This window comes from Halostagnicola kamekurae (assembly GCF_900116205.1).
GTDB classification, from domain to species: Archaea; Halobacteriota; Halobacteria; order Halobacteriales; family Natrialbaceae; genus Halostagnicola; species Halostagnicola kamekurae.
This window is the reverse complement of the sequence record NZ_FOZS01000002.1, coordinates 812,026-830,888: the sequence shown is the minus strand read 5'-3', so window position 1 is coordinate 830,888 and position 18,863 is coordinate 812,026. Positions and strand designations below refer to the sequence as shown.

The window sequence follows — 18,863 nt, the reverse complement described above, 5'->3', positions numbered from 1 at the left end:
CTGCATACTCCGAGACGGTCGTCAGTTCCGAACGCGCTGGTTAGCAGTTTCGGGCGCCGTCGGAGTCGACAGTCGAGACCGACTGCGGTCGGATCGTCGCCGCGGGTCACTCGAGGTAGCGCAACAACGGGTCCACGTCGGTCCGCTCGCGCTCGAGGGCGGTTCGCGTTTCTGGCTCGAGTCCGACGAGGTGACAGAGCGGGTTGCCGGGATAGACGACCGGATTCTCGAGAACGCCGACGATCAGGCCGGTAAACGGCGCTTCGACCGAAACGATGTCCTCCTCTTCTTTGAACGGGTCGGTGATCGTACAGATCACGTCGCCTTCCTCGACGAGTTCGCCGCGGCCGTGTTTCATATCGACCATCCCGCCTGCGTCGGCGCGCAGCCAGGTCTTCTCGTCCGTGTCGTCGATCAGGATACGCCATCCCGGCCAGTGGACGGAGGAGTCTCGGTGGAGGCCGAACTCGGCGCAGACGCTCGCGACGCCGGTCAGCGCGCGGTCGATGAGCGATCGCTGGAAGCGGTGGGCCTCGCCCATCTCGATCGTGATCGTCGGAACGCCGGCGTCGGTCGCCTCGCGGCGCAGGGTTCCCGACGGCCCCTGTCCGTCGATGATGACGTTCGAACTGAACGCGTTCGCCAGGCGGACGATGTCGGTGTGGTCCATATCGGCCCGGACGTGGAGCATGTTCGTCCGCCCGCGCGTCGAGGTGTGAAAGTCCAGCCCGAGGTCACAGGGTTCGATGAAGTTGGTGAAGATCCGGTGGGCCATCCGGCGCGCGCTCGTCGATCCCTCCCTGCCCGGAAACGATCGGTTGAGGTCCCGGTCGTAAATCGGCAGGTACCGCTCCTGAGCGAGGAATCCGGGGACGTTCATGACAGGCAAACAGACCAGCGTCCCGTGTAACTCCGTGTGGTCCCAGTCGTGTGCGACCTCCCGGACGACCTCGATGCCGTTGAGTTCGTCGCCGTGGGCCGCAGCCGAGAGAAAGACCGTCGGTCCCGGGTACTGTCCGTTGACGACCGTTACGGGGATTCGGACGGGATCGCCCAGATACGTCTCGCTGATGCCGTATCTGATGTTGACGGACTCTCCGGGGTCGACGCGACCGCCGTTGTACGTGAAGACGTCGTTTTCGACTCCGTCGCCCGATTCGGTATCGGGTGGGTCGTCGGGACGAGTATCGGTCATGTTCTCCCTGTCGGGGCCAGATATAAAACGTATACTGCTGGCGGAACCAACCGGCGAACGTTCCCCCGATAGCATATGTTTTGTACGATGCCATGCTAGTATGAGGCATGGACTTTCGTGAGGCAACCGAAGAAGACGTCGACGAGATTCGCCGAGTCGCACGGGACTCGCTCGAGTCGCTGTACACGGACTTTCTATCGGAGGAAACGGTTTCTGGCGCTCTCGAGCAGTGGTACGGCGACTCCTTCGCCGAGGACGTTCGCGACGACCACACGCTGTTTCTCGTCGTCGAACGCGACGGCGAGATCGCGGGGTTCTCCCAGAGCGTGCTCGTGGGACAGCGGTACGGAACCGGACAGCTCCTCTGGTTGCACGTCCACCCCGACCACCGATCGAGCGGCGTGGGCGTCCGACTGTTGGTCCGCACGCGGGAGCGGCTGCTCGAGGAAGGCGCGGATCAGGTCCGGTGTTTCGTCCTCGCGGACAACGAGGGCGGCAACCGGTTCTACGAAGATCACGGCTTCGAACGGGCGGGACAGCGTGAGGTGGATATCGGCGACGAAACCTTTACCGAGAACATCTACGCCGAATCGGGCACCGAAGAGGACGAGGACTGGGAGGCGGTCGACCAACGCGAAATCGACGGCGAGAACGTGTACGTGAGCTACGGCGAAGCCGTTCGCGGCTCGAAATCCCCGTTTTACCCCGCCTACGGCACCGACGAACTCGAGGACCGCTACGGCTGGCTCTGTGGGAACTGCGACTCGATCGATAACGCGATGGACACCATGGGCCGCATCGAGTGTAACAGTTGCGGCAACCGGCGGAAGGCGACCCGCTGGGACGCGTCGTATCTGTAGCGTTCGATATCGCGAGCGCGCGTGATCATCGACCCCTAACGCGGTCGCCATTTCTAACGCGTGCGATCACCGAACGGTAGCGCGTTCGACCACCGAAGCGGTTAGTCCGAGAGGATAGTGTGGGCACGGGGACGTTCCGTAGCGAGGAGTGGTCAGTGTAGCGTGAAGTTTCCGGCTGTTGTTCGTCCATTACAATCCCCAGCAAGGCCGTTCGTGACGATATCGAGCGGCCACGGGCCGGCAGCCGGTCCGCTACGTCTCGCTCGGAGCACTTCGCACATGGATAGACAAGCGCACATCGTCCGCGGGTTCAAAGCGACGCTCGTCGCTCGAGCCGTCTACATGGTCTCGAGTTCGCTGTTGATGCTCGTCCTCGCCAGGTACTTGCTCGACCCGGCGGGGTACGGGGAACTGTACTGGGCGATCGGGATACTGGCGGTGGTACAGCTGTTCGCCGACGTCGGGCTGGGCAAGTCGGCCGCGCGGTACGTCGCCGAGTATCGGGAGGACGACCCCGGTCAGATTCCACATCTCCTGCGGAGCACCGTCACGGCGAAGCTGATCGTGATCGGAATCGTCGCCTACACGCTGTTGCTCTTTCACGAGCACATCGCGAACCTGCTGGGCGACCCCGGAGCCGCGCCGTTTCTGGCCGCCGGCGTGGTCTACATCACGGTCAACTCGTTCAACGTCTTCGCGCAGATCGTCTTCCAGGGGTACAACGAACTCGTCTACAGCGCCGCGATTCAGGCGATCAGCGGGGCGGCCCGGCTCGTGTTCGCCGTCCTGTTCGTTCTGGCGGGGCTGGGCGCTCTCGGCGCGTTCTTCGGCTACATCGTCGGCTACGCGATCGCCGCGGCCGTCGGACTCGTCTGGCTCTATCGGACCGTCTACCGGAAATACGAGGGGGTAGCGGAGTTCGAAGACGGCCTCTCTCGGCGCGTACTCGAGTACAGCGTCCCGCTGACGGCGACCCGGAGCGCGAACGTCGTCGACAAACAGATCGACATCGTCCTCGTCGGGTTCTTCCTCAATCCGGTCGCCGTCGCGTTCTACACGCTCGCGAAACAGCTTTCCGACTTCCTCCTCGCTCCCGCGGAGTCGCTCGGATTCACGATCTCGCCGAACTTCGGCGAGCAGAAGGTCGCCGGGCAACTCGAGGAGGCCCGGCGAATCTACGAGACGGCGTTGACGAACGCGATGTTGCTGTACGTTCCGGCGGCCGTTGGCCTCGCGCTGGTCGCCGAACCGCTCATGACGATGGTGTTCGGAGCCGAGTACGCGGGTGCCGTCCCGGTCGTGCAGGTGTTCTCGCTGTTTATCGTGTTACAGACGGTCACGAACCTCACGAGCGATAGCTTAGATTACCTCGGTCGCGCCCGCTCTCGCGCGATTGCGAAGGGCGCAACGTCGACCGCGAACCTCCTGCTCAACATCGCCCTGATCCCGACGATCGGCGTCGTCGGCGCGGCGGTCGCGACCGTCGCGACGCACACGGTGTACGTGCTGGTGAACCTGTATATCGTCCACAGCGAACTGTCCCTGCACCTCGAGTCACTCGCGCGCTCGTTCGGGCGCATTTGCGGGATTACCGGGGTGATGGCCGCCGCCGTGTTGCTGGTCACGCCGCTGATCTCGAACCTCGTCATGCTGGTCGGCGCGATCGCGGTGGGGGTCGTCACGTGGGGGACGCTCGCGGTCGCGAGTGGGCTGCTCGACCTCCGGCAGATTCAGTCGGTCGTCACGTGAACGCAGATAGCAGTTCTATGGCTGACCTGAACACCGATGTCAGATCACCGCGGAGGACGTAATCGCCGATACATGGTCGTTTGGTGGCGGCAATGGACGGTCTCGTTCACACGTACCATTGGCCGATAATTTTATAAACGTTTTTGCGGGTCGTCGGTGTTTGTCGACTATGACTACGGCAGATTCTGTAACGGTCGGTGTTCTCAGTCTTCACACGAGCAAAGAGACGAAGGCGATCCTCAACGCGGTCGAGGCGCTGGGCCACGACACCGAGTGGCTTCGCGAGGAGAACACGAGCGTGCGCGTGGCCGACGGATCGGTCGTCCTCGAGCCCGATATCGATATCATCGCGAACCGGATGCTCCTCTCGAATACGGAACAGCCCTGCGAGGAACTCGGTCTAATCAACACGTTCTCGCCGCTCGTTCCGATGCTCAACAGTCCCGAATCTGTGTTGACCGCGATTCACAAGCTCTCGACGGCGGGGACGCTGGCGGCAAACGGCGTTCGCGTTCCGAACGTGTTGCTCGCGCTGAGCAGCGACCGACTCAACGCCGCTCGCCACGAGTACGGCGAGCAGGCCGTCTACAAGACCGCGATCGGAACCCACGGCGGCGGCACGTGGAAGGTCGGTCCCGACGACATGGTCAACGCGAAGGTCGGCGATCGATACGCGTTCTTACAGGAGCTCATCGGCGAGGGCGAGGGGCCGGACCGCGACCTGCGCGTCTACGTCGTCGACGGCGAAATCGTCGGCGCGATGTACCGGTACGCGCCGGACAACGACTGGCGAACGAACGTCGCGCTCGGCGGAGCGGTCGAAGACGCGACGGACGACCTCCCCGACGTCGCGGCGGAGATGGCCCGAGACTCCGCGGCCGCCATCGGCCTCGATTACGCGGGCGTCGACCTCGTCGAGGGCGAGGACGGCTGGTACGTCCTCGAGGTGAACCCCACGGCCGGGTTCAAGGGGCTGTACGAGGCGACGGGCGTCAGCCCGGCCCCCTACATCGCGAAACTCGCGATCGAGCGCGCGGGCGGCGACGTCGACGCCGACCGGATCACGGAGCTCAGCCGAACGCTCGACGACACGGAGCCCTCGGCGCGGCCGCCGGAGCCGGCGACGACCAATGACGAACCGGCGACGATCGGCTACACCGAGGAAGTCGTTCTCTCGGGGACGAGCGGGTCGAAATCGGTGCTGGCGAAATCCGACACGGGAGCCACGCGAACGAGCATCGACACCGGCCTCGCCGCCGACATCGGCGCCGGGCCGATCAAGTCGGTCACTCGAGTCAAGTCGGGAAGCTCGAAGACCTCCAAGAGCCGGCCGGTGGTCGATATCGTCGTCGGCGTCGGCGGAAACCGGCACACGGTCACCGCCAGCGTCGAAGATCGAGGCCACATGGACTACCCCGTTCTCCTCGGCCGAGACATTCTCGAGAACTACCGCGTCGACGTGAGCAAGCGCATCGACCGGGACGCACCAGACACGCCCGAAGAAGAGGAGTAGTCGGCGTCGCGCGATCGAACACCGGCAGTATTTGTAGCTCCCCGGCCCAACGAACACCGTGTGAGCGACACTCGAGCCGACCGCGAGCGCTGTCGCTTCTGCGGAGCGACGCTGGCCGAGCCCACGGCCGGATCGGTCGACGGATCGGCCGCCGACTCTCGTCCCGACGGGTTCTGTTCGTCGGGGTGTCGCGGCGCGTACGATGACCTCGGCGCGCCCGGCGATCCCCCCGAATCGGGCGACCAATTTGAGTCGAGCGACCGATCCGAGTCGACCGACTCTCCTGAGTCGAGTGAGCCCGCCGAATCGAGTGGCCCCGACGAACGATCTGCGGGCGAACTCGTTCGAACGTTCTTCCGCGTCGACGGCATGCACTCGGCCTCGTGCGAATCGTTCCTCGAGGCCGTCGCCTCCGCGCAGGCGGGCGTCGAGGACGTCGCGGCGAGTTACGTGACCGAGACGGTGCGGGTCGATCACGATCCCGAGACGGTTTCGGAGACCGAGCTTCGGGACGCGCTGAGCGGGGTTGGGTACACGGCGTACCTCCGCTCGGACGCGACCGCGGAATCCGAAAGCGGCGCATCCGATACCGGAACCACTCGCCGGTCGCGCGAGATGACCGGGCTCAGAAAGCGCAGAAGCGAGGACATGCTCGAGATCCGGTACGTCGTCGGCATCGTCTTCGGAACCTTCCTGTTGGTTCCGTTCGTCGCGGTGTTGTACCCGGTTTATCTCTCCTCGATCAGCGACTGGTGGCTGTTGTCGCTGTACGCGGGATCGTTCGAGACGTTCGATAGCATGCTCTTCGTGCGCCTCTTTACCGTACTGACCGGCGTCGTCCTCTACCTGACCGGTATGCCCCTCCTGCGCGGTGCGTACGTCAGCCTGAAACTGCGCGAACCGAACACGCACGTACTCGCCGCGCTGACGATCGTCAGCGCCTACGTCTACGGCACGGCTTCCGTGTTACTGGGCGGGAACGAGGTCTACTACGACCTCACCATCGTCGTCGCGGCGACGGTGATGGCCGCCGTGTACTACGAGTCGACGGTCAAGCGCCGCGCGATGAACCGACTCACCGAGCTGACGATCTCGCAGGTCGACCGGGCCCGGCGTCTCGAGGACGACGGGCCAGACGAAGTCCCCGTCGACGCACTCGAGGCCGGCGACCGAGTGCTGGTTCGCCAGGGTGAGCGAATCCCCGTCGACGGCGTGCTCGTCGAGAGCGTGTGTACGGTCGACGAGTCGGTCGTCACCGGCGAATCGCTCCCGGTGTCGAAAGCGCCGGGCGACGCCGTGATCGGGGGTTCGGTCGTCACGAACGACGCCGCCGTCGTGCGAGTGGGCGAGGAAACCACGAGCAGCATCGACCGACTCACACGGGCGGTCTGGAACGTCCAGAGCGCCGCCCACGGCGTCCAGCGCCGGGCCGACGACCTCGCCGAGACGTTCGTTCCGCTGGTCGTCGCGGTCGCCGTCCTCGTCGGTGCGGCGCGTTTCGTCCTCGGCGACGGGCCGACGGGGGCCGTCATGGGTGCGCTCCTCGCCGTCATCGTCGCGAGCCCGTGGGCGATCGCGCTCGCGACGCCGCTTTCGGTCGCCTCGAGCATCGCCGACGCGATGGAACGCGGGATCGTCGTCTTCGACGAGACCGTCCTCGAGCGGCTTCGCGCCGTGGACGTGGTCGTCTTCGACAAGACCGGGACGCTCACGACCGGCGACATGACCGTTCTCGAGGCGGACGCGCCCGAAGACGTGCTGGCGGCCGCCGGACTGGTCGAACGACGCGCCTCCCATCCGGCGGCGACGGCGCTCGCGTCGGCGTTCGCCGCCGAAGACGAGGATTCCACGGCATTCTCCGGCGGGGGCGACGGTTCGACGTCGTCGCCCGAGCGACCGAACGGCGGCGACGGCCGCGATTCTGAGTCCGACGACCGACGGGTTCGAGAGTTCCAGACCCACGACGCGGGCGTCGAGGGGGTCGTCGACGGCCGGCGGGTACTCGTCGGTCACCCCGATCTGTTCAGCGAGCGGGGCTGGGAACTCGCAGAGGCGATCGAGTCTCGAGTCGCGGACGCCCGCGGGTTCGGCCGGCTCCCCGTCGTCGTCGGAGCCGACGGACGCGCGGTTGGCGTCGTCATCGTCGGCGACGAACCGCGATCGGAGTGGGACGAGACGGTCACGAAACTGCGCGACGACGGGATCGACGTGGTCGTACTGACCGGCGACGACGAACGCGCGACCGACTTCTTCGACCGGCACCCGGGCGTCGATCGGGTGCTCGCGGACGTGCCGCCGACCGGGAAGACCGCGACCATCCGCCGGCTGCAAGAAGACGGTCGCGTGGCGATGGTCGGCGACGGGACGAACGACGCGCCGGCGCTGGCCCGGTCCGACCTCGGCATCTCGATGGGAAGCGGCACGGCGCTCGCCTCCGACGCCTCCGATCTGGCGATCGTCGACGACGACCTCGCGTCGGTCGAACAGGCGTTCGCGCTCTCGAGCGCCGCGCGGCGACGGGTCAGGCAAAACCTCGGTCTGGCGTTCGTTTACAACGCGCTCGTGATCCCGCTCGCGCTGGTCGGCGCGCTGAACCCGTTCTTCGCGACCGCAGCCGTCGCGACGACGAGCCTGCTCATTCTGGCGAACTCCTCGCGGTCGCTGCTCGAGGAGTGACGTTTCGTGTGATGAAAGCCCTCTATCGCGTGAGAGGCGACGCCGCAGCTCCCGGATTCTCAGTCGTCGGATTCGTACTCGGCCCAGATATACCGCGTCGCGACCGACCGATACGGCCGCCAGCGCTCTGCGATCTCGCGCATCTCGTCACGCGAGAGCTCCTCGCCGTCGCCGTATAGCTGTTCGATCCCCCGACGAACGGCGAGGTCTCCCAGCGGGAGGATATCCGGCCGCTCGAGCACGAACAGCAGGAACATTCTCGCGGTCCACTCGCCGACTCCTTTGATCTCGGTGAGCTGAGCGCGGACTTCCGCTTCGGTGTGGTCTTCGAACCCTGATCGCGTGTAGTCGTTCTCCTGAAACGCTCGAGCGGCATTTTTCAGGTACTCGACTTTCATTCTCGAGAGCCCCGCCTCCCGGAGCGGGGATTCCTCGGCCTCGAGCACTCGAGTCGGCGTCAGTTCGCCGTCGAAGTGCTCGAAGACCCGCTCTCGAACCGCGGCAGCGCTCGCGGTCGAAAGCTGCTGGTTGATAATGGAGAGACACAGCCGCTCGTAGGCCGTCCAGTCCGATTCGACCGACAGGTCGTGTCGATCGACGAGATCCGCCATCACGGGGTCTTGGCGCAGCACCCGTTGTGCTTGCTCCATCATAGCTGGTGGCGAAACTCGAGGGTGCGAGCCCCCAAATACCTCGCGATGTCCGGGAGACGAGCGAAGCTGCTGACCGCTGGAAAGTACTGCCACTGACGAGCGAGCACATCGAGCATAACGAGTGGGCACACCGAACGTAACGAACGGCCGAATCGAACCCCTTACCCCGAACGGGTGGCTATCGCCACGCATGACTGCCGTAGTCGAGGCCTCGAGCCTTCGAAAGACGTACGGCGAGACCGTCGCCCTCGAGAACGTCTCGCTCTCGGTCGCGGACGGCGAGATATTCGCCCTCATCGGGCCGAACGGGGCCGGCAAGACGACGCTCGTTCGCTCGCTGACCGGCACGACGGTCCCGGACGCCGGAACGGCGCGGCTGTGGGAGCGCGCACCGACGGCCGTCGACGAGAGTCGGCTCGGGGTCCTCCCACAGGAGTTCTCCCCGCCGGATCGGCTCAGTGCGCGCGAACTGCTCGAGTACTACGCCGGGCTCTACGACGACGCGCGAGACCCCGAGGCCGTCCTCGAGGACGTCGGGCTCGCGGACGCGGGCGATACGTGGTACGAGAACCTCTCGGGCGGCCAGAAACGCCGCGTCTGCGTCGGCAGCGCGCTGGTAAACGACCCCGACGTGCTCTTTCTCGACGAGCCGACGACGGGTATCGACCCCGCTGGCAGGCGAACCGTCTGGCGACTGATCGAAGCCCTCGCGGCGGGGGGAACGACGGTCGTGCTGACCACCCACGACATGGCCGAGGCCGAGCGGTTGGCAGACCGGGTCGGGTTGCTCGCCGACGGCTCGCTCGTCGCGTCCGGGCCGCCGACGACACTGATCGAGGAGTACGGCGGCGCGAGTCGACTCACGATAGAAACGGCGGAACGGGTCTCGCCCGATCTCTTCGACGGGCTCGAGGGTCGTCAAACCGGAACCGATGCGGCTGAAATCGGTGCCGCCGAGACCGATGTGGCCGAGATCAGTGCTACCGAGATCGAAGCGGCCGAAATCGACGCTCGAGACGGCGCGCTCGTCTTCGAGGACGTTTCGCCGACCGCCATCGGAGCCGTCGTCGACGTGCTCGAGGGCGAGGGAATCGAGTACACCAGCCTCACCTGGTCCGAGCCGGACCTCGAGCGGGCGTACCTCGAACTCGCCGACGACGCGGAAGCGGCTCGGACGGCCCGCTCGGGATCGGTCGAGGGGCAACTCGAAGGGCAGGTGGCCAACGCCGAACTCGAGGGCGCTCGAGACCGGCCCGCGGAGGGGAACAGATGAGCCGACTCGGACGCGTTCGCGCCCAGACCAGCGCCGGGTGGCGGGCGTTCGTCAGGCGGCGCACGGCGGTCTTTTTCACCTTCTTCTTCCCGGTGATCCTGATCGTCATCTTCGGCGCGCTGATCCAGACCGATCCGACCGGTGGCGGGCTGTTCGCAGAGCCGGCGGCGTACTACGTCCCCGGCTATCTCGCCGTCGTCGTCCTTTTCACGCCGTTTTCGCGCCTCGGGAGCGAAGTCGCTCGCCACCGCGAGGGCAACCGCTTCGAAAAGCTCGCGACGACCCCGGTGACTCGCTCGGAGTGGCTGCTTGGACAGACACTCGTCAACGCCGCGATCATCGCGCTCGCGAGCCTGCTGATCCTCGTGCTCGTCGTCGTCCTGACGGGGGCACAAATCGCGTTCTCCCCGCTCGTCGTCGCGTACATCCTCGTGGGGGTCGTCTGCTTCTGTGCGATCGGATCCATGCTCGGCAGCTACACCGATTCCCAGGACGGCGCGGTTGCGGCGAGCAACGCCCTCGGACTGCCGCTGCTCTTTCTCTCGGAAACGTTCATCCCGCTCGAGCAGCTTCCCGGCTGGTTCGGCCCGCTGGTCAACCTCTCGCCGCTGACGTACTTCTCCCGCGGGGTGCGAGCCGCGACGTACCCCGACGCGGGGACCGCATCGGTGTTCGGGCTCGAGCCTGCACTCGCAAATCTCGGTATCCTCGCCGCGCTCGCGGTCGTCGCCTTCGCGTTCGGGGCGTACTCGATTCCGCGAACGGACTGACCGTTCAGCGTTCCAACTGGTCACCGTTCGACCGGACCGAAAAGAGATTTCGTTCAGAAGCCGATCGGAACGAGCATCGCCGCGAGTTCGTAGTCGTAGACGTGGTTGAGCAAGACGTAGGTGACGACGCCCAGCACGAGACTCAGAATCCAGGCGCTGGCGGCGATCCGACCGACGCGGGCGTGGGCGGTCTCTCGAAGTTCCGCGGGCGTGTGAGTAAGCCCGAGAACCAACGCGTACAGAACGACGGGGACGGCGACGATCGAGAGGATGATGTGGATCGCGAGCATGATCAGGTAGGCGTACGTGACGAGATCCGGTCCCTGAAACGACTTCTCGCCGCTGCCGCCGCCGACGCGAACGAGGTAGACCACCAGAAACAGCATGATCGAGACGAACGCGCTGCCCATCGCGGCGCGGTGTTTCTCGATCTCGCCGGCTTTGATCCAGTACCACCCGAGCACGAGCAACACCGTCGTCACTGCGTTGATGATCGCGGTCAGATGCGAGAGCGTGTTCACCTGCGAGAGGGTCAGATCAGGGTAGATGGGCAGATCGAGGACGAACGTCCCGATCACCAGCGCGTAACCGATAATCGAGAGGAGCACCGTCGTCTCGAGGGGACGTTCTCGGAGCCGTCGTCGCGCATCCGCGGTAGCCATGGCTGTGTCTTGGGATAGATCGCGTATTTGTCTTGCTTTTCCGGACGAGACTCGACCTCGAAGATTCTCGTCTCGGATCCGATCGAAATCAATCGAGCCGAACGGTTCCGTCAGTCTCGACCGTAACGTCATATCCGCAGTACGTAAACGTCACAGTCCCGCCGGGTCGGGGTCCGCCGTGGCTCCGGGGTGCAAAGAGCGCGTCGAGCGCTTCCGGATCGATCACGTCGTGTAACGGCTCGTACTCTGGCGGGCATAACTCCGCTGGCGGAACCCCCTCCGCAGTCGCGACCGCCTCCACGACTGCCTGACTCGTCGCTGTTCGAATCGAGGTATCGGCCGTATCTCCGCCGTTTGCCATCCTGTCAGATAGTTATTATCCGGTGAAATAAAACTGTCCTTCTATCGAACGTATTATCGAGATCTGACCTGTTTATCGACAAATACGCCGGGCAAATTTCAAATAGCTATCTGCTATCGGTATGAACCCACGCTCGGCCAAACGTGATTTTATAATTACACAATATCGGTCGGCGGCGTTCCGATTCTCCGTGTACCGCTCACGTGGGTTACTGAATGTTGATAGCTGGTTTGCCCGGTCTCGCCTTCTCCCCGAACTCGCTCGCTTCCGTCGCCCGTCGCACAGTCACGACCGCACCGAACTCATCTTCGAGCAACCACCGCGAGCGCTCGAGTACCTCGCGTTCGCGGTCCGCGTCGGCCAGCGGATCGAGTTCGCCGCGGCGTCGGTTCCGATCAGCGACGAACGCGTCGATAGCCGCCCGGTCGGCGTCGACGGCGTCGTCGGTCGCGAGTCTGTCGACTAACTCCGCCGTCTCATCTGCCGGGTCGGTCTCCGCGAGACGGTCGGCGAGGCGGTACTTCCAGTCTTCGGCGACGACGAGTTCGATCCGTTCGGGCGCCTCGATTTCGGCCACGTCGACGATGTCTCGAACGTCCTCGAGCGTCGTCTCGACGAGCCGGCGCGCTACGTGTGCGTCGTCGGTGTCGCGTTCGGGTTCGGGCCACGCTGCCTCGACGACGAGGCCGTCGCCGCGGAGCTTGTTCCAGAGTTCCTCCGCGAGGTGGGGTGCCATGGGCGCGATCAGCGCTGCGAGGGTCAACAGCCCCCGACGGTAGACCTCCTCCTGTGGCGTCTCGTAGCCGCGATACCGCCGCAGCAGTCGAGCCAATCCCTGGATCTCCGAGACCGCCCGGTGGAAGCGAAACCGCTCGTACTCGTCGGTCACCGTCGCGATCGTTCGGTCGATTTCCCGGTCGACGTACTCGTCGTGCTCGCGCCGCTCTAGTCGCGTGTCCGTCTCGTCGATGAACGCCGTCGCCATCCCGTACAGCGACTGCTGGAGGTCGTAGACCCCGCGCACGTCGTTCGCCGTCCACTCGAAGTCCTGCTCGGGGTGGGCCGCGGCGAGGACGAACAGCCGCGTCGTCTCCGCGCCGTACTCCTGGGGCGCGACGGTGTTGCCCTTCGAGGCGGACATCTTCTCGCCGTCGTAGAGTACCGTCCCCTGACTGATGAGCCGTTCGACCGGCTCCCGGATCTCGAGCAGCCCCAGATCGGCGAGCGCCCGTGTGAAAAATCGGATGTACAGCAGGTGCAAGATGGCGTGTTCGTCGCCGCCGACGTAGACGTCGATCGGCATCCACTCGTCGGCCAGCTCGGCGTCGAACGGAGCGTCGTCGATATCGGGCGAGAGAAAGCGCAGGAAGTACCACGACGAGTCGACGAATGTGTCCATCGTGTCCGTCTCGCGCCGGGCGGGGCCGCCGCAGTCAGGACACGTCGTCTCGACGAACGACTCCTGTGCCTCGAGCGGGTTTCCCGTCGTCCGGACGAACTCCGGCAGTTCGACCGGCAGCTCCTCGTCGGGAACCAGCACGTGGCCGCAGTCTTCACAGTGGACGACCGGAATCGGCGTCCCCCAGTAGCGCTGGCGCGAGATCAGCCAGTCCCGGAGCCGGTAGGTCACGTCCGCCTCGAACGCCTCGTGCTCGGCCGGAATCCGTTCGGCGGCAGCCGACGACGACAGCCCGTCGTACTCGCCGCTGCCCGCGAGGGTTCCGTCGCCGAGATGGGGTTCGGATTCGACGTCGACCGACTCGCCGTCCGGGACGATGACCCGCTCGATCGGAAGGTCGTGTTCTCGAGCGAACTCGTGGTCCCGCTCGTTGTGCGCCGGAACGCCCATGACGGCTCCCGTTCCCACGTCTTTCAGGACGTACCCGGCGACGTAGACCGGTAGCTCCGCTCCCGTCAGCGGGTGCACCGCGGTCAGATCCGTTCGCACGCCGTCGTAGCCGACCGACTCGGGCTCGCGCTCGCGGGCGTCGTCGACGTAGGCCGCGACCGTTTCGTCGGTGTCGGCGACCGCTCGAGCGAGTTCGTGACCCGGCGAGACCGCGAGATACGTCGCGCCGTAGACGGTCTCCGGGCGCGTGCTGAACACGTCGACGGACTCGAAGTCGGCGACCGCGTCACCGTCGGGGGCCGTCACCTCGAACGAGATACGGTGGCCCTCCTGTCTCCCGATCCAGTTTCGCTGGATCTGCCTGACGCCGTCTGGCCACCCCTCGAGCTCGTCGAGTCCGTCGTGTAACTCCTCCGCGTAGTCGGTGATCGTGAAGAACCACTGATCGAGTTCGCGGCGACCGACCGGCGTTTCACACCGCCAGCAGACTCTGGTCTGTGCGTCCCGACTCTCGCGGTCGCCGGCTCCGTCGACTCCGTCGCTCGCCTCGTGAGACCGCACCTCGACCTGCGCGTCGGCGAGGACGGTCTCACAATCGGGACACCAGTTGACCGAGGCCGCCTCGTACTCGACGAGGCCCTCCTCGTACAGTCGTTTGAACAGCCACTGGTTCCACCGGTAGTACTCGGGCTCGCATGTCGTTATCTCCCGAGACCAGTCGTAGCCAAAGCCCATGGTCTCGAGTTCCTCGCGCATCCGTCGGATACAGGCCTGCGTCCACGATTCCGGATCGCTCGCGCGGTCGTGGGCCGCGTTCTCGGCGGGCAGTCCGAAGGCGTCCCACCCCATCGGGTGGAGTACGTCGTCGCCGTTCATCCGCCGGTAGCGGGCGTACGCGTCCGTGATCGCGTAGTTGCGGACGTGGCCCATGTGGAGCGTCCCGGACGTGTACGGAAACATGCCGAGCACATATGTCGGATCGACGGCGTCCTCCGAAAGCTCGTACACGTCGTCGCGCTCCCAGATATACTGCCAGAACTCCTGTACCTGCGCGTGATCGTAGTGGCTGGTCATTATCGAAGGGTCCGTTGTCTCCACGTGGGTGTGCCGGCTATATCATTGTTCGCCACTGCATCTCCGAACGGCAGGCTCCGACCCGACTCACCGAACAACTGTCACCGGCACGGGCGACCGACGGACGACCTTCTCGGCGACGTTCCCGACGAACAACCGCTCCGAGAGCGTCCCGCTGTGCGCGCCGATGACGACCGTATCGAAGTCGTCGGCTCGCTCGAGGATCGCCCGAACCGGATGGCCGAGTTCGATGTCGGTCGCAAGTTCCGCGTCGTAGGTCGCCGCGGTTTCGCGCGCGTCCTCGAGGACGGCCCTCGCGTGGTCTTTCGCCGCCTCCTCGATGTCGTCAGAGAGGGCGATGCCAGACGCTTCGCCCCACATCGCGGATGGAACCCCGACGACGTGCAACGCGGTGATATCGGCGTCGGGATACGTCTCGAGGGCGTACTCGAGGGCGTAAGTCGCCATTTCGGAGCCGTCGACCGGAACGAGAACGCGAGCGATCATGCGAATCGCTCGGAACTACGTTTCGAGCGCAGAAAAATCATCAGTGAGATCGGTCGCAGCGGCGGTCCTCCACGCGACCGGTTGAGGTGCTATGCGACCGGAAGGGACCCCCCGGGAGCGGCTAATCGTCTGTATCGCCGTCGCCGCCGGCCGCTTCGGGTTCGGCGTTCGGTCCCCCGACCGTGCCTTTTCCTTCCTTGATCGCCCGGGCTTGCTGTTCCATCGCTTCGACGTCCATCTCGGCTTGCTCGTCGATCTCGCCGATGATCTCGGCGATGTCGTCGAGGCCGATCAGTTCGCGGGTCTCCTCGTCGAACTCGAGGCTGTCGAGTTCGGTGCCGTCGGACTCGACATCGCTTCCCGAGAGGTGTTTGCCGTAGCGGCCAACCATCGAGGTGAGTTCCTGGGGAAGCACGAACGTCGTCGACTCGCTCTGGCCGATCTCGGTCAACGTATCCATCCCTTTGTCGATAACCGCTCGCTCGCCCATCGATTCGGCCGAGCGGGCGCGCAGGACCGTCGAAATCGAGTCGCCCTGCGCTTCGAGGATCTGGCTCTGTTTTTCACCCTGCGCGCGGATGATATCGCTCTGTTTGTCACCTTCCGCTTTCTCGACGGCGCTGCGGCGTTCACCCTGCGCCTCGAGGATCATGGCGCGGCGTTTCCGCTCGGCGGAGGTCTGCTGCTCCATCGCGCCCTGAACCTCTCGAGACGGCGTTACTTCGCGGACTTCGACGCTCTCGACGCGGATCCCCCACTCGTCGGTCGGCTCGTCGAGTTCGGTCCGAATCCGCTCGTTGATGCGCTCTCGCCGACTGAGGGTATCGTCGAGTTCCATGTCACCTAGGACGGCACGGAGGGTAGTCTGGGCGAGGTTCGAGACGGCCCGCTTGTAGTCGTCGACCTCGAGGAACGCGCGCTTTGCGTCCATCACGCGGATGTAGACGACGGCGTCGGCGGTCACCGGCGAGTTGTCCCGCGTGATCGCCTCCTGGGTCGGCACGTCGAGCGTCTGGGTTCGCATATCGAACGAATACACTCGAGAGACGAACGGCGGAACGATGTTCAGGCCCGGCTCGAGGAGCTTGCGGTACTCCCCGAAGACCGTCAGCGCACCTCTGTCGTATGCGTCGACGATCTCGACCATCTGCCAGACGGTGACGATCGCCAGCACGAGGACGAGTCCGCCGGCGAGGGCGACCCCCGAAACGTCCTCGAATTGGAGCGGAACGGATCGAACGGCGACGAACTGCACGAGTTCGGGAGCGTACATATCCTAGATCAGGAGGGGCGCACGAATAACCCTTGGCCCGATATCACATCCCAAACGTTCGCAAAAGGGAACTCAAATACGCATCGGCCGAACCAAGTACTCGATCGTCGAACGGCCGCCGAAAGCGAGTTCACCGGGCCGGTCCACCCACTCGAGTTCTCAGGACGCGTTCCACGCTCGAGTCTCTCCCTCGACTTCGACCCGCGTCCCGACGTCGTCGAACGCGACGCCGCCGTAGGCCACGCTGCTGTCGGGGCCGACGTAGATTCCGACGGTCCCACAGTCCGCCGCTCGAGCGGTCGTGAGCGTCGCGTCGACGTTCTCCCGGAACCGAAACGCCTGATGGTCCGCTCCCGTCGCGGTCACGTTGCTCATCTTCAGGTCGTCCATGTCGTCGAAGATGATCGCGTTCGTGAACGGCCCGTCGACGGTGACGTTCGAGATCGCAGCGCCGTCGAACCCGGCGGCGTACAGTCCCGAGCCCGCGGCCCGACTGCCGTCTTCGGTTCTGATCGTCGTGTTACTGATCGTCAGCGCTCGTCGGCCGCTCTCGAGTTGGCCCAGCGTGATCCCCCTCGCGTTATCGATACACGACACGCCATCGATTTTCAGGTCTGAAACCACCTCGCCGGAGTCTGCTCTGATCGCCGTATACTGACAACCGGTGATGTAGCCGTCCGCGATCGTGATCGACTCGGTGCTCCCGTGGTGGAGCTGGACGCCGTACTCGGGGCCGTTTTCCGGTTCGATCGCGAAGTTCGTGAGGGTGCAGTTTCTCGTCGGCGTGTCGTCGTCCGCGACGAGACTGTACTCGCCGCCGTCCCACACGCCGTTCCAGGACGCCCCCGAGTACTGCGCGTCGAACTGCACAGGTGCGTCCGAGCCGCTCTCCCCGCCTCGAGTCGCCCAGTAGCCGTCGACGACGACGTTTTTCGACGAGACGACGTCGATGTGGTGGTTGTAGGTGTAATCACCGTATATGTTCTCTAGTCGAACGTTTTTCGCGTGTGCGGGCATGATCCCGGTCGTCTCCGGGGTGTCGATCCGAACGTTGCAAATCCCCCAGTTCGACGCGCCGTCGTATCCGCTCGCGTCGTATCCCCGATTGGAGATGAGCGCTCTCCCTTCCGCACCGTTGGGACGCACTCCCTCGAGCACGGTCGAGTGACCGGCACCTACGACGATCGTGTCGTCGCCCACCAGCGGGGTCCGCTCGAGGCGGTATCTGCCGGGCGGGAAGTAGACGATCCCGCCGCCGGCCTTGGCGACCGTCTTGAAGAGTTCGTGGACCGCCCGTCCAACTTCGGCCGTCCCGTCGCCCTCGATGCCGTGGGCCTCGACGTTCCAGACGGGGGTCTCCGCGGTGCGCGCGTGGACCGCGTCGACCGTCTCGAAGTGGCTCGTTCCCGGAACCGGCTGGTCGGCGCTCCCGCGACCGCCGAAGTGGACCCAGTCGCCGCTCGAGGCGTCCCAGCGCCAGGTGATCCGCTGGTCGGTCGCGTGGTAGAGTTCGTCGTCGTACTCGCCCTTCGCGGGGCGCTCGGCGATCGGACCCCGAACGATCGCCCGCCGATCGACCGCTTCGACCGTATCGGTGTGATCCCAGTCGTCGCCCTGCTCGAACGTGCCCAGTCCGAGACGAGGTGTCTGATCCGCCACGGTTACTCCGCTCCGTACCCCCGGCCGTACGCCGTGCCGTATCCGGAATGGGTTGTACACCCTGCGAGGGCAACGCAACTGCCGGATACTGTCGCGAGGACCTCCCGCCGCCGCAACGCAGAACCGTTCATAATTCAGTCCAGTCAGCTTATTTATAAGAGGGTTGTGGAACTGCCTCCCCGTTGGTTCTCCCGTAGTTACGTGGGGTATTTGGTTGACGACTCTCGAGCGGGTGCCCTCGCGAGATATCTCTCGAAAACGGCTCTGCGTGGAGAGTTTACGTATATACTGTAAGATGCAAACGGATCGGTACAGAGATCAACTCGTCAAACGGACGACTTGGCTCGAGAATTTGAAACGGGGATAATAGTCCCGGGCAGATTCGAACTGCCGTCCTGAGCTCCAAAGGCTCAGATGATTGGCCACTACACCACGGGACTTCGCTCGCAATTCTCGGTTAGCAACAGAACGGCTTATGAGTTATGTTTGTCCGTCACCGGATGGCGAAATCACTGTGAAGACGACAGCAACGATTACCCGCCAGACAGAGCGGTTTGTACTACCAGCGGTTCGCACTCCCACGGCGCGAGAGTTCGTTTGTGCGGTGCTCGACGATATCCTCTAATTCCACGTCGTGATGCCCGCCGCCGCGGGATTGTGAACGACGTCCGGGAACCTAACAAGGCGCTTCCCCTCGGAGCATACAACGGGTAGCAACCAACGACTCGCTGACCCACGCCCGAGTCGGGTTTGGGTTTCTGGCCACCCTCGCCGGGAACTTCACGCCTA

Annotated in this window: 14 protein-coding genes and 1 tRNA gene; 6 read left to right on the top strand and 9 right to left on the bottom strand. The window is 64.8% G+C overall.

Going from position 1 to position 18,863, the window contains the following annotated elements:
* Positions 1 to 106 precede the first annotated feature (106 nt).
* On the bottom strand, positions 107 to 1,195 hold the full coding sequence (locus BM348_RS12000; protein ID WP_092905042.1) for a succinylglutamate desuccinylase/aspartoacylase family protein: 1,089 nt from the start codon (positions 1,193 to 1,195) through the stop codon (positions 107 to 109).
* A gap of 107 nt (positions 1,196 to 1,302) precedes the next feature.
* Between BM348_RS12000 and BM348_RS11995 the strand changes: the two genes are divergently transcribed.
* The 4 genes from BM348_RS11995 to BM348_RS11980 all read left to right on the top strand — a co-directional run bounded on the left by BM348_RS11995 (position 1,303) and on the right by BM348_RS11980 (position 7,993).
* Entirely contained in the window at positions 1,303 to 2,055 is a 753-nt protein-coding gene (locus BM348_RS11995; protein ID WP_092905041.1) for a GNAT family N-acetyltransferase, read from the top strand.
* Positions 2,056 to 2,334: 279 nt separating this feature from the next.
* Positions 2,335 to 3,804 (top strand): oligosaccharide flippase family protein, encoded by a 1,470-nt coding sequence (locus tag BM348_RS11990; RefSeq protein ID WP_092905040.1) that lies wholly within the window; start codon positions 2,335 to 2,337, stop codon positions 3,802 to 3,804.
* 169 nt (positions 3,805 to 3,973) lie between these two features.
* Complete coding sequence (locus BM348_RS11985; RefSeq protein ID WP_092905039.1) at positions 3,974 to 5,317, top strand: ATP-grasp domain-containing protein; 1,344 nt, start codon at positions 3,974 to 3,976, stop codon at positions 5,315 to 5,317.
* Between the two features lie 60 nt (positions 5,318 to 5,377).
* A complete protein-coding gene (locus BM348_RS11980; RefSeq protein WP_092905038.1) occupies positions 5,378 to 7,993 on the top strand; it encodes a heavy metal translocating P-type ATPase in 2,616 nt (871 codons plus the stop codon).
* Positions 7,994 to 8,052: 59 nt separating this feature from the next.
* On the opposite strand, the gene BM348_RS11975 is transcribed toward BM348_RS11980, so the two are convergent.
* On the bottom strand, positions 8,053 to 8,646 hold the full coding sequence (locus BM348_RS11975; protein WP_092905037.1) for a DNA-3-methyladenine glycosylase family protein: 594 nt from the start codon (positions 8,644 to 8,646) through the stop codon (positions 8,053 to 8,055).
* Positions 8,647 to 8,836: 190 nt separating this feature from the next.
* On the opposite strand from BM348_RS11975, the gene BM348_RS11970 reads away from it, so the two are divergent.
* On the top strand, positions 8,837 to 9,919 hold the full coding sequence (locus BM348_RS11970) for an ABC transporter ATP-binding protein (protein WP_092905036.1): 1,083 nt from the start codon (positions 8,837 to 8,839) through the stop codon (positions 9,917 to 9,919).
* Positions 9,916 to 10,689: an ABC transporter permease gene (locus tag BM348_RS11965; protein ID WP_092905035.1), complete on the top strand. Its 774-nt coding sequence runs from the start codon at positions 9,916 to 9,918 to the stop codon at positions 10,687 to 10,689. The genes BM348_RS11970 and BM348_RS11965 overlap by 4 nt, the downstream gene beginning before the upstream one ends.
* Before the next feature lie 53 nt (positions 10,690 to 10,742).
* Here the strand turns inward: BM348_RS11965 and BM348_RS11960 are convergent, their stop codons facing one another.
* From BM348_RS11960 to BM348_RS11930, 7 genes are all read right to left on the bottom strand, one after another.
* Entirely contained in the window at positions 10,743 to 11,351 is a 609-nt protein-coding gene (locus BM348_RS11960) for a DUF420 domain-containing protein (protein ID WP_092905034.1), read from the bottom strand.
* Positions 11,352 to 11,439: 88 nt separating this feature from the next.
* Positions 11,440 to 11,712: a HalOD1 output domain-containing protein gene (locus BM348_RS11955; protein WP_092905033.1), complete on the bottom strand. Its 273-nt coding sequence runs from the start codon at positions 11,710 to 11,712 to the stop codon at positions 11,440 to 11,442.
* 208 nt (positions 11,713 to 11,920) lie between these two features.
* Complete coding sequence (leuS, locus tag BM348_RS11950; protein ID WP_092905032.1) at positions 11,921 to 14,635, bottom strand: leucine--tRNA ligase; 2,715 nt, start codon at positions 14,633 to 14,635, stop codon at positions 11,921 to 11,923.
* Between the two features lie 87 nt (positions 14,636 to 14,722).
* The gene (locus BM348_RS11945) at positions 14,723 to 15,142 is read right to left on the bottom strand and encodes a universal stress protein (RefSeq protein ID WP_092905031.1); all 420 of its coding nucleotides are present in this window, start codon (positions 15,140 to 15,142) and stop codon (positions 14,723 to 14,725) included.
* Positions 15,143 to 15,263: 121 nt separating this feature from the next.
* Positions 15,264 to 16,415 (bottom strand): SPFH domain-containing protein, encoded by a 1,152-nt coding sequence (locus BM348_RS11940; RefSeq protein WP_092905030.1) that lies wholly within the window; start codon positions 16,413 to 16,415, stop codon positions 15,264 to 15,266.
* 159 nt (positions 16,416 to 16,574) lie between these two features.
* Positions 16,575 to 18,074: a glycosyl hydrolase family 28-related protein gene (locus BM348_RS11935; protein ID WP_092905029.1), complete on the bottom strand. Its 1,500-nt coding sequence runs from the start codon at positions 18,072 to 18,074 to the stop codon at positions 16,575 to 16,577.
* A gap of 367 nt (positions 18,075 to 18,441) precedes the next feature.
* Positions 18,442 to 18,514, bottom strand: a tRNA-Gln gene (locus BM348_RS11930).
* Positions 18,515 to 18,863 lie beyond the last annotated feature (349 nt).

What these genes read in the sequence shown, in the direction of transcription:
- BM348_RS12000 (WP_092905042.1), bottom strand. Translation starts at nt 1,195, where the DNA reads ATGACCGATACTCGTCCCGACGACCCACCCGATACCGAATCGGGCGAC.
- BM348_RS11995 (WP_092905041.1), top strand. Translation starts at nt 1,303, where the DNA reads ATGGACTTTCGTGAGGCAACCGAAGAAGACGTCGACGAGATTCGCCGA.
- BM348_RS11990 (WP_092905040.1), top strand. Translation starts at nt 2,335, where the DNA reads ATGGATAGACAAGCGCACATCGTCCGCGGGTTCAAAGCGACGCTCGTC.
- BM348_RS11985 (WP_092905039.1), top strand. Translation starts at nt 3,974, where the DNA reads ATGACTACGGCAGATTCTGTAACGGTCGGTGTTCTCAGTCTTCACACG.
- BM348_RS11975 (WP_092905037.1), bottom strand. Translation starts at nt 8,646, where the DNA reads ATGATGGAGCAAGCACAACGGGTGCTGCGCCAAGACCCCGTGATGGCG.
- BM348_RS11970 (WP_092905036.1), top strand. Translation starts at nt 8,837, where the DNA reads ATGACTGCCGTAGTCGAGGCCTCGAGCCTTCGAAAGACGTACGGCGAG.
- BM348_RS11965 (WP_092905035.1), top strand. Translation starts at nt 9,916, where the DNA reads ATGAGCCGACTCGGACGCGTTCGCGCCCAGACCAGCGCCGGGTGGCGG.
- BM348_RS11960 (WP_092905034.1), bottom strand. Translation starts at nt 11,351, where the DNA reads ATGGCTACCGCGGATGCGCGACGACGGCTCCGAGAACGTCCCCTCGAG.
- BM348_RS11955 (WP_092905033.1), bottom strand. Translation starts at nt 11,712, where the DNA reads ATGGCAAACGGCGGAGATACGGCCGATACCTCGATTCGAACAGCGACG.
- leuS (WP_092905032.1), bottom strand. Translation starts at nt 14,635, where the DNA reads ATGACCAGCCACTACGATCACGCGCAGGTACAGGAGTTCTGGCAGTAT.
- BM348_RS11945 (WP_092905031.1), bottom strand. Translation starts at nt 15,142, where the DNA reads ATGATCGCTCGCGTTCTCGTTCCGGTCGACGGCTCCGAAATGGCGACT.
- BM348_RS11940 (WP_092905030.1), bottom strand. Translation starts at nt 16,415, where the DNA reads ATGTACGCTCCCGAACTCGTGCAGTTCGTCGCCGTTCGATCCGTTCCG.